The following is a 12,849-nucleotide window of genomic DNA, read 5'->3' as shown; positions in this document are numbered from 1 at the left end:
CGCAGGCGGGCGCGCTCTTGTACGCCTCGCGGCCTCACGTTCGGAGACGAAGCCCATGGTGACGACGCGCAGGGAAGGCTCCCAGGCCAAGGACGAGCTGCTGGAAGGCGCCCGCGTGCTCATCGTCGAGGGGCGCTATTACGAAGCCCTGGCCGACGAGCTGCTCGCCGGCGCCCGCGCCGTGTTGGAGGCGGCGGGCGTTGAGGTGAGCGTGATCACGGTGCCCGGCGCGCTGGAAGTGCCGATCGCCGCCGAGATCGCCCTCGACGCGGCGGAGATGTCCGGCGACGCCATCGATGCGGTGGTGGGGCTCGGCGTCGTGATCCGCGGCGAGACCTACCATTTCGAGATCGTGGCCGGCGAATCGTCGCGTGGCCTCATGGACCTCGGCCTCGGCCGTGCCCTGCCGGTGGGCAACGGCATCCTCACCGTGGATACCGAGGCCCAGGCCTGGGAGCGCGCCCGCGTGAGCGAGGGCGACAAGGGCGGCGGCGCCGCCGCGGCGGCGCTCTCGCTGCTGCGCCTGCGCAGGAGCCTGGAGCAATGAGCGAAGCCGCCAACGGTCCTGCGACCGGTCCCGCCACCACCTGGCCCATGAAGAAGAGCGCGGCCCGCCTCGGCGCCGTGCAGGCGCTCTACCAGATGGACCTGGCGCAGACCCCCATCCACGACATCCTCGCCCAGTTCGAAAGCCACTGGCTCGGGCAGGAGGTGGAGGGCACCCAGTTTCCGGAGGCCGACGTCAAGCTGTTCCGCATCGTGGTGGAGGGCGTGCTGGCCGATCAGCGGCGCATCGACCCGCTGGTGGACAACGCTCTTGCGCACGGCTGGCCGCTGCGCCGCGTGGAAGCGGTGCTGCGCGCCGTGCTGCGCGCCGGTGCCTTCGAGCTGCTGTCGCGGCCGGACGTGCCGGCCCGCGTGGTCATCGCCGAATATGTGAACGTGGCCGGCGCGTTCCTCGACCGCGATGAGACGGGCATGGTGAACGCCGTGCTCGATGCCCTCGCCCACGAGCTGCGTGCCCGCGAGTTCGCGGGCCCGGGAGCCGCCTGACATGACCGGCGGCACGCGCGAGCCAGGCTCGGGCGAGGACCGCTTCATCGCGCGCTTCTTCGCACCTCTGGCCCGTGCGCCTGAGGCCCTCGGCCTCAGGGACGACGCCGCCCTCCTCTCCCCGCCCGCGGGCGCGGACCTCGTCCTCACCAAGGACGCCATCGTCGCCGGCGTGCATTTCTTTCCCGACGATCCGCCCGCGAGCATCGCGCGCAAGCTGCTGCGCGTGAACCTCTCCGACCTCGCCGCCAAGGGCGCCGCGCCCCTGGGCGCGCTCCTCGCCATGGCGGTGCCGAAGGACATTCCGGACGCCTGGATGGAGGCATTCGCCGCCGCCCTCGGCGTCGACGCCGACGCCTTCGGCTGCCCGCTGCTGGGCGGCGACACGGTGGTGACGCCGGGCCCTGTCACTCTGACCCTCACCGCCCTCGGCACGGTACCGAAGGGTGCTTTCGTGCCGCGCACGGGCGGGCGGCCGGAGCAGGCCATTCTCGTCTCAGGCACCATCGGCGATGCCGCCCTCGGCCTGCGGCTACGGCAGGTGCCGGGGCAGACGGCGTTCGCAGGCCTTTCCGGCGAGCAGCGCGCCCATCTTCTGAACCGCTACCTCGTTCCCCAACCACGCCTCGCGCTGGCACCGGCCCTGCGCGGCCATGCGGCTGCGGCCATGGATGTTTCCGACGGGCTGGTGGGTGACCTCGCCAAGATGCTGGCCGCCTCCGGCTGCGGCGGGCGCATCGAGGCGCATCGTGTGCCGCTCTCCGCCGCCGCCGCGGCTGCGGTTGGCCATGACAAGACCCTGCGCGCGGCAGCCCTCACCGGCGGCGACGATTATGAGATTCTCGCCCTCGTCCCTCACGGAGAGGTGCGCGCCTTCGTGCACGCAGCGGCGGAAGCCGGAGTGCCGGTGGCGCTGATCGGTGAGACACGGGCGGAAGAGGGGCTCGACGTGCTGGACGCCGGCGGCCACCCGCTCGACCTGGGCCCCGGCAGCTACAGCCACTTCTGAAGGCGCGGTACCCCGCGCCGAGCCGGGCCCAGAGGAGCCGAGGGCGCTCAGCCGAGCGCCACAAGCACCGAGCCGGTGGCGATCAGCAGCACTCCGAAAGAGCTCAGCGCACTGAGGCGCTCGCCCAGGAACACGATGCCGAACACCGCCACCAGCACCACGCTCAGCTTGTCCACCGGCGCCACCCGCGCCGCCTCGCCCAGCTTCAGCGCGCGGAAGTAGCACAGCCAGGAGGCCCCGGTCGCGAGGCCCGAGAGCACCAGGAACAGCCACGTGCGCGGCGCGATCTCGGACGGCGGGCTCCAGGCGCCGCCGGCCGTCACCATGGCCGCGATCAACAGCAGGATGACCACCGTGCGGATCAGGGTCGCGAGATCCGGATGGACACCCGAAACCCCCACCTTGCCGAAAATGGCCGTGAGCGCCGCGAACGCCGCCGAGAGCAGCGCCCAGAAAAGCCAGGAAGCGGGAAGGGAAGACATCTGGCGCGCCTCGCGTCCGAGCGGCTCCGCCCGGCAGCGTGACCATAGCCGAAAGCGCCGCGCGGGGAAGACCGCGGGCGGGGATCAGCCATGCAGGCCCGTCTGCCGCATGAAGCTGGGCAGGTACTTCGTTTCGACGCGCTGGGCGGCGGCCCTCATGTCGTCGGTCACCGTCCCCGTGCTCGCGTTGATGCGGGTCTGCCTCAGTTCCCCCAGGCGCGCAGGCGCATCCATGACGCGGACGAGCTCGCCCACCACCCCCCGCCCCTTCGCCGCGGCGTCATAGGCAATGATCCGCAACTCGCCCTTCGTCATGGCCCGCCACTTGGCGACCAGGAGGTCATAGTCGAAGTGCAGCACATGGTCCTGCCGGGAGCGGAAGGTGCCGCGCGCCAGCACCTCCTCCGAGAAGGCGCCGAAGTGCGCGTGGTCCGGGCGCTTGCTCAGCTCGTGGTAGACGGACAACATGTAGGAGCCCTGCGCGCGCAGGAACATGATGTAGACCGGAGTCCACCCCGCGCTCAGGATGCGCCCCTCGAAGCGCCTCAGGTCGAACGGGCGGTCGGCGAGGAACTCGAAATCCTCCGAGGACAGGACGGCCCGCACCGCACGGGCCATGTCCAACTCGATCAGCACGGCGTCAAGACCGCCCTGGCGGGGTTCGGCCCGCGTGTCCTCCAGCATGGTCCAGGCGACATTGTGATGCCCGGCAAACCCGCGCGCGATGCGCCCCGCCTGCGGCACATGAAAGCCATAGCCCCGGAAGGTGCGGGCGTGACGGCTGAGATACCACTGGATGGACGTGGTTCCCGTCTTGTGCGTTCCAACGTGGATGTAGAGCCGCCTCATCTCCGCAAGCGCCCCGGTTCCGCAAGTGAACCGCCCTGATGGCGTAGCGTTAGCAGAGGCTTCCCCAGGGGTAAAGGCCAGCTCCCCCCGGCGCCTGCTCCCCGGCGGGGAGAAGGCGGACCGGCGCCGGCCCTCGGCACGGCGCCGGTTCACTGCTCGTCAGCGATGCGTGAAGTTCACCGGCACGCTGAAGCTCGCCCCACGCCCGTCCGGCGGCGCCGGGAAGGGAGAGGCCCGCCGCACCGTCGCCACCGCCTCGTCGTCGAGGGCGGAAGACCCGGAGGAGCGGATGAGGCTCGCGGAGGTGACCCGGCCCGATCCATCGAGCGAGAACCGCACCGAAGGCCGCCCGGTGACGCCCTGAGCCCCCGGCGGGTAGCGCTTGAAGCGGTTGAGGTGCGCCGAGATCATGGCGGCCCAGGTCGCCCGCGCGCGGGAGTTCGAAGCCTCGACGCCCGGCGAGGGAGCGGCGGTGGTCTGCGCGGGGGCGGCCTCCGAGCGGGGGGCAGCCGAGGTCACCGGCGCCTGCTTGCGGCGGGTGGGCTTGGCCTCCTTCTTCGGCTTTTCCTCAGGCTTGGGCTTCGGCGCCTCCACGGGCTTGGGCATAGGCTCGGGATGCGCGGCCGGCAGCACCACCTCGGAAGGGGTGGGCGTAGGCGGCAGCTCGGGCGCGTCCTCAGCCACCTCCTGCTTCAGCGGCTCCGGGGGCGGCGGCGCATCCTCCGGATTGTCGGGCGCGTCCGGTGTCGTCACCGGAGATTGCATCATCTCCGGGCCCGGAGCCACATCCTGGTTCTGTGACGGCGTGCTCACCGGCATGGGGGCGAGCTCGATCATCACCGCCGCCGGCGGCGCCGAGGCCGCCTCCATCCTGTTCCAGAACAGCGCGGCATAGACGAAGGCGGTGTGGAGGACGACGATCAACAGCCCCGCCGCCAGCCAGCGGAGCGCGGAATTCCGGAAGTGATTCCTGTCGAAGTCGTGCCAGTGCACGGCGCTCACCGTGCAGCCCCCGCAGGCGGAAGCGCCGCCGGCGTGGCGGAAGCGCCGCCGCCGGGCGGCCCCTCCAGGCCCACCAGGGCCACCTTCAGGTAACCGGCAGTGCGCAGGAGGTTCATCACTTCCATCACCGTCCCGTAGTCCACCGACTTGTCGGCCCGCACGAACACCCTCTGCTCGCGATCGGCGTTGCTGGCCTTGTCGAGCGCGAGACCGAGGGCAGTGCGGTCCACCGTGTCGTCACCGATGGCGAGGGAGTGATCGGCCTTCAGCGAGAGGTAGATGGGCTTATCGGGGCGTGGCTGGGGCTGGGCGTTGGAGGTGGGCAGGTCCACCTTCACGTCCACCGTCGCGAGGGGCGCCGCCACCATGAAGATGATGAGCAGCACCAGCATCACGTCGATGAACGGCGTGACGTTGATTTCGTGGTTCTCGGCGAGATCCTCGCCGCCGTGGTCGAGCTTCGCGGCCATGGCGCGCGCCCCTCACTCGGCGGCAGCGCGCAGGTTGCGCGCATGGCCGGCCTCGCTCGCGCGGTCGAGATCGCGGGAGAGATGCCGCATCACCTCGGCGGAGGTGTCGGCAAGGCGCGCCTTGTAGGCGGCGATGGCACGGGCGAACAGGTTGTAGATGACCACGGCCGGAATGGCGGCCACGAGGCCGATGGCGGTGGCGAGCAGCGCCTCGGCGATGCCGGGCGCCACCACGGCGAGATTGGTGGTCTGCGCCTTCGAGATGCCGATGAAGGCATTCATGATGCCCCACACCGTGCCGAACAGGCCGACGAAGGGCGCCACGGCGCCGATGGTGGCCAGCACGCCGGTGCCACCGGACATCCGCCGCCCCGCGCCCGCCTCGATACGGCTGAGCGAAATGGCCACGCGCTCCTTGATGCCTTCCGCCGAAAGCCCCTCGGAGACCTCGCATTCGTCGAGTGCGGCGTGGACGGTGGCCGGTGCCGGGCCGTTGCCCTTGGGAATGGCGCGGGAGGCGGCGATGAGGGTGGGCGCGGCGCGCAGCGCCTTCAGGGTCCGGCTCACCTGGTGGCGGGCGAACATCAGTTCCAGCGACTTCACGAACCACACGGTCCAGGTCATCACCGAGGCCAGGGCGAGGCCCACCATGACGCTCTTCACCACCATGTCGGCGGCGAGGAACATGCCCCAGGGGGAGAGATTGTGCGGCAAGGTCGAATCCACGCTGGCGGGAGGCGCCACCTCGGTCGCCACGGGAGTGGCGGCGGAAACCCCGGTTGTGGCCTCGCCCCCGGCATGGGGGGCGACAGCGGGCTCAGCCGGGGCCACGGCGGCAGCCGGCGATGCGAGCGCAGGCATTGCCCCCACGGACGCGGGAAGGAAGGACGCGGCGGGAGCCGTCGGCGCGGCGCCGGAATGCGCGGCATGAGGGGCTGCGGAATCGGCAGGCGCCTGTGCCGCGGCGGGTACCGACGAAAGCCCGGCGCAGGCGAGCAACGCGACCGCGCAGAAACCAGAACGAATGAAAGACGCCGCCTTAGGCAGCGAGGCGGAAATGCAAAGGGGCATCGCGCGTCACCGGAATTGCTTCAACTATCAGGGGTCGCTGGCGATCCCGCAATCGGGAAATGGCTCGCAATAGCGTTATACCCCCATTTGCCCCGTTCGCTACCCCCCTTGCTTCCATAACCGAGCACGCCGCTGCGGAAGGAGGGTGTCACCCCGGTACGGCATGGCTCCGGAAGAGTCCTCGCGCTGACGCGGGAGCACGCAGCCGCGTCTCCCCCAAGGCACGGGCCAAGACACACAGGCGGTTGGAATCAACCTTCGGACGGAACAGCCGTCGCCTCAGGCCATCTCCACCAGTTTGCCTTCCCGCAGTGTCACCCGCCGGTCCATGCGGGCGGCGAGATCGAGGTTGTGGGTGGCGATGAGGGCGGCGACGCCCGTGGCCTGAACCAGCTCGGTGAGAGCGCCGAAAACGTGGTCGGAGGTCCTCGGGTCGAGGTTCCCCGTCGGCTCGTCGGCCAGAAGCAGGCGCGGCGCGTTGGCGAGGGCGCGGGCAATGGCCACGCGCTGCTGCTCGCCTCCGGAAAGCTCGGACGGCCGGTGCGACAGCCGCGGGCCGAGGCCGAGATAGGTCAGGAGGTCCTTGGCCCGGGCGTTGGCCTCCTTGTGGGAGAGGCCGCGGATCATCTGCGGCATGGCCACGTTCTCGAGCGCGGAGAACTCACCCAGCAGATGGTGGAACTGGTAGACGAAGCCGATGTGCAGCCGGCGGATACGCGTGCGCTCCGCATCGGGAAGGCGGGCGGTGGGCTTGCCGTCGATGAAGACCTCGCCCGCGTCCGACTGCTCCAGCAGGCCGGCGATGTGCAGCAGCGTGGACTTGCCCGTGCCGGAAGGCGCCACCAGCGCTACCGACTGGCCGGGGGAGATGGCGAGATCCACCCCGCGCAGGATTTCGAGCGCCCCCTCCCCTTCCGAGTAGCGGCGGACGACGCCCGTGAGGGCGAGGGCGTGGTTCGGGCGTGTCGGCATGCCGGGGGAGCCTGTGGGGCGGCGGGTGGGCTGATCCATCACTCGTATCTCAGGGCTTCCACCGGATCGAGCCTCGCGGCGCGCCAGGAGGGGTAGAGCGTGGCGAGCAGGGACAGCACCAGCGCCATCACCACCACGGTAGCGGTTTCGCTGAAGTTCATCTCCGCCGGAAGTCGGGAGAGATAGTAGAGCTCGGGCGAGAACAGCTCGGTGGCGGTGAGCCAGGAAATGAACTGCCGGATGCCCTCGATGTTGAGGCACACCACCACGCCCAGGATGAGCCCCACCAGCGTGCCCACCACCCCGATGGAGGCGCCGGTGATGAGGAACACCCGCATCACCGCTCCCTGGGAAGCGCCCATGGTGCGCAGGATGGCGATGTCGCGCCCCTTGTCCTTCACCAGCATGATGAGGCCGGAGACGATATTCAGCGCCGCCACCAGCACGATCAACGTGAGGATGAGGAACATCACGTTCCGCTCCACCTGAAGGGCATTGAAGAAGGTGGCGTTGCGGCGGCGCCAGTCCACCAGGTAGACCGGCCGCTCGGCGGCGGCCTGGATGGCCCCGCGCAGTTCCTCCACGTCGTCGGGATGGTCGATATAGACCTCAATGGCGTTCACGTCGCCGTTGCGGTTGAAATAGGCCTGGGCCTCGGGCAGCGGCATGAAGACAAAGGCGCTGTCGTATTCCGACATGCCCACCTCGAAGATGGCCGCCACCTTGTAGACCTTGATGCGTGGCGAGGTGCCCATGGGGGTCACCGCCCCGCGCGGAGCCACCAGGGTGATGTTGTCGCCCGCGCGCAGGGAGAGCTGGTCCGCCAGGCGCTTGCCGATGGCGAGGCCCTGGCCGGTGTCGAAGCCCTCCAGCGTGCCGGAGCGGACGTTGTGCGCCACCGAGGGCAGGCCCCTCAGGTCCTTCTCCGTCAGGCCGCGCACCAGCACGCCCGAGGCGCCGAACTGCGAGGAGGCCAGCGCCTGCCCTTCCACCAGCGGCACCGCAAGGCGGACGCCGTTGAGCTTGGAGATGCGCTCGGCGACGGCGGCATAATCGGTCAGCGGGGTTTCCAGCGGCTGCACCAGCACGTGGCCGTTCAGGCCGAGGATCTTGCTGAGCAATTCCTGGCGGAAGCCGTTCATCACCGCCATGACGATGATGAGCGTCGCCACCCCCAGCATGATGCCGAGGAAGGAGAAGCCGGCGATGACCGAAATGAAGCCTTCCTTGCGCCGCGCCCGGAGGTAGCGCAGCGAGAGCATCCACTCGAAGGGCGCGAAAGGCCGCGTTCCGGTGGGTTCCTCGGCCTTCACCCCCGTGGACGCGCGCGCCGTCATGCCTTCAGCCTCTCCAGAATGTCGCTCGGCGCGATGAGCTCGCGCTCGCCGCCGCGACGGCGCTTCAGTTCCACCTTGCCGTCGGCGAGGCCCTTCGGCCCCACCAGGACCTGCCACGGCAGGCCGATGAGATCGGCCGTGGCGAACTTGGCCCCGGCGCGCTCCTCGGTATCGTCATAGAGCACGTCGTAGCCGGCTGCGGTCAACTCCGCATACAGCTTCTCGCAGGCGGCATCGGTGGCGCTGTCGCCGCTCTTCAGGTTGAGAATGCCCACCTGGAAGGGGGCGACCGCGTCCGGCCAGATGATTCCCGCGTCGTCATGGGAGGCTTCGATCATGGCGGCCACGAGGCGCGAGGGGCCGATGCCGTAAGAGCCCATGTGGACGGTGTGCGCGTTTCCGTCCGGCCCCTGCACCGAGACCCCGAAGGGTTCGGAATACTTGGTGCCGAAGTAGAAGATGTGGCCCACCTCGATGCCGCGGGCGGCGAGGCGCTTCTCTTCGGGGATCGCATTGTAGGCCGCCTCGTCGTGCTTCTCCGAGGTGGCGGCATAGAGCGAGGTGAAGTCGTCGAACACCTTCTGCAGGCCTGCGGCGTCGTCGAAGTTCACGTCGGCCGGGGGCGGCGCCATTTCCAGGTAGTTGCCGTGACAGAACACCTCGCTCTCGCCGGTGGAGGCGAGGATGATGAACTCGTGCGAGAGGTTACCGCCGATGGGGCCGGTATCCGCCACCATGGGGATGGCCTTCAGCCCCATGCGCGCGAAGGTGCGCAGATAGGCCACGAACATCTTGTTGTAGGAATGCCGCGCGCCGGCCGCGTCGAGATCGAAGGAATAGGCGTCCTTCATCAGGAACTCGCGGGAGCGGTAGACGCCGAAGCGCGGGCGCACCTCGTCCCGGAACTTCCACTGGATGTGGTAGAGGTTCAGAGGCAGCGACTTGTAGGACTTCACATAGGCGCGGACGACGTCCGTGATCATCTCTTCGTTGGTCGGGCCGAACAGCATCTCGCGGTCGTGCCGGTCCCTGATTCGCAGCATCTCCTTGCCATAATCGTCGTAGCGCCCGCTCTCGCGCCACAGGTCGGCGCTCTGGATGGTCGGCATCAGCATCTCGATGGCGCCGGCGCGATTCTGCTCCTCGCGGATGATTCCGCAGATCTTGTTGAGCACGCGGTGGCCCAGCGGCAGCCAGGCGAAAATTCCCGCAGCCTCTTGGCGGATCATGCCCGCGCGCAGCATCAGGCGGTGGGAGACGATGTCCGCCTCCCGGGGCACTTCACGCAGGATCGGCAGAAAATAACGGGAAAGGCGCATCGCAAGGCTCGACGGCTATGGAGATCGGAAAGGGTCGCGCGGAGTGAAAGCGGAAGCGTCGGCAAAACACAAGAGCGCCGCCGAAATGCGCCGCAGAGCGCCATCATGTTGCGGCGCAGCGTGCATCTTATTGCGGCGCAAGGATGACAAACGACAGAATCTTGTTCTAGTTTGAGCCCGCACAAGAAAGGGGATCGTCCCCAGCCCGGCACACCGGGCGGGACATTCGGTCCGGGTCTCGGGAGGAATCGAAAAACAACAGCCGGCCGGGCACCGCTCCAAAGGGCGTGCGCATACGGAATCGGCATCACGGATTGGCCGGGCCATCCCAGAGTGGGCATCAGACCCGCAGGTGGCACAGGAGCCGTGGGAATGAAAAAGGCGAGACCATCGGGTCTCGCCTTTTCTTTTTGTTACCAAGCTCTTGGCTGCCATCACACCACCTGCCGGCGGATTGAACCCAGGGCGCCGTGTGCGGCTATCCGCGCCCCTTCTGGCCCTCGCGAGCGTTCCCGGCGAGCATCACGCGCGCGCCGCCCCCTCGCTCAACCACCCCCCAGCGGGAGCGGGACACGGGCGTCCGAACCAGGGGAGTGGAGCCGGCAAATTATAACAATGATTTGCCATAACTGGCATCATCCGAGTCGCGCCCCTCCCCCTACGCGGACCGATGACGCCTCATTTCGCGCGCTGCAGTGCAGCAAATTCCCCTGTTTTCGCCGGCCCAAGGCGTGCGCTGAAAAAAAAAATTTCAACCTCTTGGTTGCACACAGCAAGGCGATGGCGCAGCCGTGCCCCGCGAATGCGATCCGTCAGTCGTCGTGAGTTTTGAAGGGCATGGGGAGATCTTCCAGGGCGACGATCCCGCTTGTCACCACATAGAAGATGGCGGCGGTGACGAGAGCGGCGAGGACGGTCGTCACCAGCATCTTGCGCAGAAGCATTGGCCGCGCGGGCGCGCCGGGATCAGTGCCCGGCGTCACACCCGCTTCTTCTCCCTGCGCGCGCGCGCCCCAGGGGAGCACAGCAAACAGCGTGATCCACCAGGCCACGAAATAGATGGCGACGACGGCTGCAACCGACATCGCCTGCGCCTCACGCCTGCTCGAGCTCGACCAGGGTGCCGTTGAAGTCCTTCGGGTGCAGGAACAGCACCGGCTTGCCATGGGCGCCGATCTTCGGATCACCCGTTCCCAGAACGCGCGCGCCCTTGGCCTTCAGCTGGTCGCGCGCCACAAGGATATCGTCCACCTCGTAGCAGATGTGGTGGATGCCCCCATCGGGGTTACGCTCCAGGAACTTCGCAATGGGAGAATTCTCGCCGAGCGGCTCCAGGAACTCGATCTTGGTGTTGGGCAGCGTCACGAACACCGTGGTCACACCATGCTCTTCCTGCGGCACGGCTGCAGACACCTCCGCGCCCAGCGTGTCCCGGTAGAGCTTCGACGCAGCGGCGATGTCGCGCACCGCAATGGCCACGTGGTTCAGCCGTCCGATCATGGTTCCCTCATCCTTCTGGCCGGCGCGGCGGCCGGCGGCGCGTTTCGTCCATCACACTTCAAGAACGTGGACGTGGCAAACGGGCTTCTTGCCCCACACCGCATTTACCGCCCCGCGCACCGCACGCTCCAGCGACTCCGCCAGGGCATCGGCATCACGCCGGCGCGCCTTGGGCAGGCCCTGCAGGGTCGTGACCACAGTGTCGAGCACGTGGTCCAACATATCCACATTGCCCTCGCCGCGCTCCGGAACGCCGGTCAGCTCCACCGAGGGATCACCGGCGAGCGCGCCATGCTTGTCGACGGCCACCGCCACCGAAATGGCGCCTACATAGCTAAGCTTGCGCCGCTCCGGGAGCGCGCGCGCCCCTTCGGGCAGCAGCAGGCGGGCATCCTTGTAAAGGCGCCCAAACGGTACCTCCCCCACCCGTTCCACCGGGCCGGGCGCGAGCCGCAGCATCTGCCCATCGTAGCAGTTCACCACCTCGGGCACGCCGAGGCTGCGCGCGAGCTTGGCGTGCTCGTGCAGGTGCAGCGCCTCGCCGTGCACCGGCACCGCCACCTGCGGCCGCACCAGCGCATACATCTTCTCAAGCTCGCCGCGCCGCGGATGGCCGGAGACGTGCACCAGCCCGTCCCGGTCGGTCATCACCTCCACCCCACGCTTGATGAGGGCGTTGACGATGTGGTTCACCACCTTCTCATTGCCGGGAATGGTGCGCGACGAGAACACCACCAGGTCCCCCGGCGAGAACGCAATCTCCGGATGGTCGTCGTCAGCGATGCGCTTCAGCGCCGCGCGCGGCTCACCCTGGCTGCCGGTGAGGATGGCCACCACGCGCTCGCGGGGCAGGTAGCCGTAGAAGTCCGCGCTGCGGAAGGCCGGGATGCCGTCCAGCAGCCCCTGCTCGCGCGCCACGCCGATCACCCGCTCCAGCGCGCGACCCACGACCACCACCTCGCGCCCGGCCGCCATCGCCGCCTCGGCAATGCCCCGGATGCGCGCGACATTGGACGAGAAGGTGGTGAAGGCCACACGGTGCTTGGCCTTCGCAACAATCTCCTTCAACGAGGCCGCCACATCCGCCTCGGAGGGCGAGACGCCGTCGCGAATGGCGTTGGTGGAATCGCAGACGATGGCGCGAACCCCCTCGTCGCCGAGGGCCGCAAGCCGCGCCGTATCGGTCGCCTTGCCCACCATGGGCGTGGGGTCGAGCTTCCAGTCGCCCGTGTGCACCACCAGTCCCGCCCCGGTACGGATGGCGATCGCGTGGCTGTCCGGGATGGAGTGGGCGACCGGTATGAACTCAACCTCGAACGGCCCGATCTGAACCCGCTCACCCGAGCGCACCACGGTCACCGGAAGCTCCGAAGGAGCTCCCGGCTCGCCGGCGCGCTTTGCCTCCAGCAGGCCGGCGGTGAACGCGGTCGTGTAGATGGGGCACCGCAGGCGCGGCCACAGGTCGAGCACCGCGCCGATATGATCCTCATGCCCATGGGTGATCACGAGCCCGGCGATATTCTTCTTTTCGGCTTCCAGGAAGCGGATGTCCGGTAGCACCAGATCCACCCCCGGCGCCTCATCTCCGGCGAAGCTCATGCCGAAATCGACCATGAGCCAGCTGCGCGCTTTCTTCGGCCCGGAGCCATAAAGCGCGAGGTTCATGCCGATTTCGCCCACTCCGCCGAGGGGCGCGAATACGAGTTCGTCCGATGCCGCCATTGTGCCGATCACTTCCTCCCGCAGGGTTCCACCCGCCGCTGGAGGATCGCGGACGGTGCCGTT

The 12,849-nt window shown here is 68.6% G+C and carries 14 protein-coding genes; 3 read left to right on the top strand and 11 right to left on the bottom strand.

What is annotated here, in order from left to right; all coding sequences use genetic code 11:
- Positions 1-55: 55 nt before the first annotated feature.
- Genes ribH through thiL form a run of 3 tightly spaced genes read left to right on the top strand, consistent with a single transcriptional unit; the run spans position 56 to position 2,062 of the window.
- Entirely contained in the window at positions 56-547 is a 492-nt protein-coding gene (ribH, locus tag V5F61_RS02765) for a 6,7-dimethyl-8-ribityllumazine synthase (protein ID WP_393987234.1), read from the top strand.
- Complete coding sequence (gene nusB / locus V5F61_RS02760; RefSeq protein WP_393987233.1) at positions 544-1,053, top strand: transcription antitermination factor NusB; 510 nt, start codon at positions 544-546, stop codon at positions 1,051-1,053. The genes ribH and nusB overlap by 4 nt, the downstream gene beginning before the upstream one ends.
- 1 nt (position 1,054) lies before the next feature.
- Positions 1,055-2,062: a thiamine-phosphate kinase gene (gene thiL / locus V5F61_RS02755; protein WP_393987232.1), complete on the top strand. Its 1,008-nt coding sequence runs from the start codon at positions 1,055-1,057 to the stop codon at positions 2,060-2,062.
- A gap of 47 nt (positions 2,063-2,109) precedes the next feature.
- Here the strand turns inward: thiL and V5F61_RS02750 are convergent, their stop codons facing one another.
- The 11 genes from V5F61_RS02750 to V5F61_RS02700 all read right to left on the bottom strand — a co-directional run bounded on the left by V5F61_RS02750 (position 2,110) and on the right by V5F61_RS02700 (position 12,786).
- Positions 2,110-2,544 carry an EamA family transporter gene (locus V5F61_RS02750; protein ID WP_393987231.1) on the bottom strand — a complete coding sequence of 145 codons (435 nt, stop codon included), beginning with the start codon at positions 2,542-2,544 and terminating at the stop codon, positions 2,110-2,112.
- Between the two features lie 84 nt (positions 2,545-2,628).
- Positions 2,629-3,393, bottom strand: coding sequence for a hypothetical protein (locus V5F61_RS02745; RefSeq protein WP_393987230.1), 765 nt, complete (start codon positions 3,391-3,393; stop codon positions 2,629-2,631).
- Positions 3,394-3,552: 159 nt separating this feature from the next.
- Positions 3,553-4,395, bottom strand: coding sequence for a TonB family protein (locus tag V5F61_RS02740; protein ID WP_393987229.1), 843 nt, complete (start codon positions 4,393-4,395; stop codon positions 3,553-3,555).
- Positions 4,392-4,865 carry a TonB system transport protein ExbD gene (gene exbD, locus V5F61_RS02735; RefSeq protein ID WP_393987228.1) on the bottom strand — a complete coding sequence of 158 codons (474 nt, stop codon included), beginning with the start codon at positions 4,863-4,865 and terminating at the stop codon, positions 4,392-4,394. The genes V5F61_RS02740 and exbD overlap by 4 nt, the downstream gene beginning before the upstream one ends.
- Positions 4,866-4,877: 12 nt before the next feature.
- Positions 4,878-5,726: a tonB-system energizer ExbB gene (gene exbB / locus V5F61_RS02730; protein WP_394104000.1), complete on the bottom strand. Its 849-nt coding sequence runs from the start codon at positions 5,724-5,726 to the stop codon at positions 4,878-4,880.
- Between the two features lie 489 nt (positions 5,727-6,215).
- Complete coding sequence (locus tag V5F61_RS02725; protein WP_394103999.1) at positions 6,216-6,947, bottom strand: ABC transporter ATP-binding protein; 732 nt, start codon at positions 6,945-6,947, stop codon at positions 6,216-6,218.
- Positions 6,947-8,245, bottom strand: coding sequence for a lipoprotein-releasing ABC transporter permease subunit (locus tag V5F61_RS02720; RefSeq protein ID WP_393987225.1), 1,299 nt, complete (start codon positions 8,243-8,245; stop codon positions 6,947-6,949). The genes V5F61_RS02725 and V5F61_RS02720 overlap by 1 nt, the downstream gene beginning before the upstream one ends.
- Positions 8,242-9,564, bottom strand: a complete 1,323-nt coding sequence (gene proS / locus V5F61_RS02715) for a proline--tRNA ligase (RefSeq protein ID WP_393987224.1) — start codon at positions 9,562-9,564, stop codon at positions 8,242-8,244. The genes V5F61_RS02720 and proS overlap by 4 nt, the downstream gene beginning before the upstream one ends.
- Positions 9,565-10,376: 812 nt before the next feature.
- Complete coding sequence (locus tag V5F61_RS02710; protein ID WP_393987223.1) at positions 10,377-10,649, bottom strand: DUF1467 family protein; 273 nt, start codon at positions 10,647-10,649, stop codon at positions 10,377-10,379.
- A 10-nt stretch (positions 10,650-10,659) separates the two neighbouring features.
- Positions 10,660-11,064 carry a methylmalonyl-CoA epimerase gene (gene mce / locus V5F61_RS02705; RefSeq protein WP_393987222.1) on the bottom strand — a complete coding sequence of 135 codons (405 nt, stop codon included), beginning with the start codon at positions 11,062-11,064 and terminating at the stop codon, positions 10,660-10,662.
- Positions 11,065-11,115: 51 nt separating this feature from the next.
- The gene (locus V5F61_RS02700; RefSeq protein WP_393987221.1) at positions 11,116-12,786 is read right to left on the bottom strand and encodes a ribonuclease J; all 1,671 of its coding nucleotides are present in this window, start codon (positions 12,784-12,786) and stop codon (positions 11,116-11,118) included.
- Positions 12,787-12,849: the final 63 nt, after the last annotated feature.

The sequence above is a fragment of the Xanthobacter sediminis genome (assembly GCF_043195015.1).
In the GTDB taxonomy this organism is placed as follows: Bacteria; Pseudomonadota; Alphaproteobacteria; order Rhizobiales; family Xanthobacteraceae; genus Xanthobacter.
Note: the sequence above shows the minus strand (reverse complement) of the source record. Positions and strands in the feature narration are given on the sequence as shown.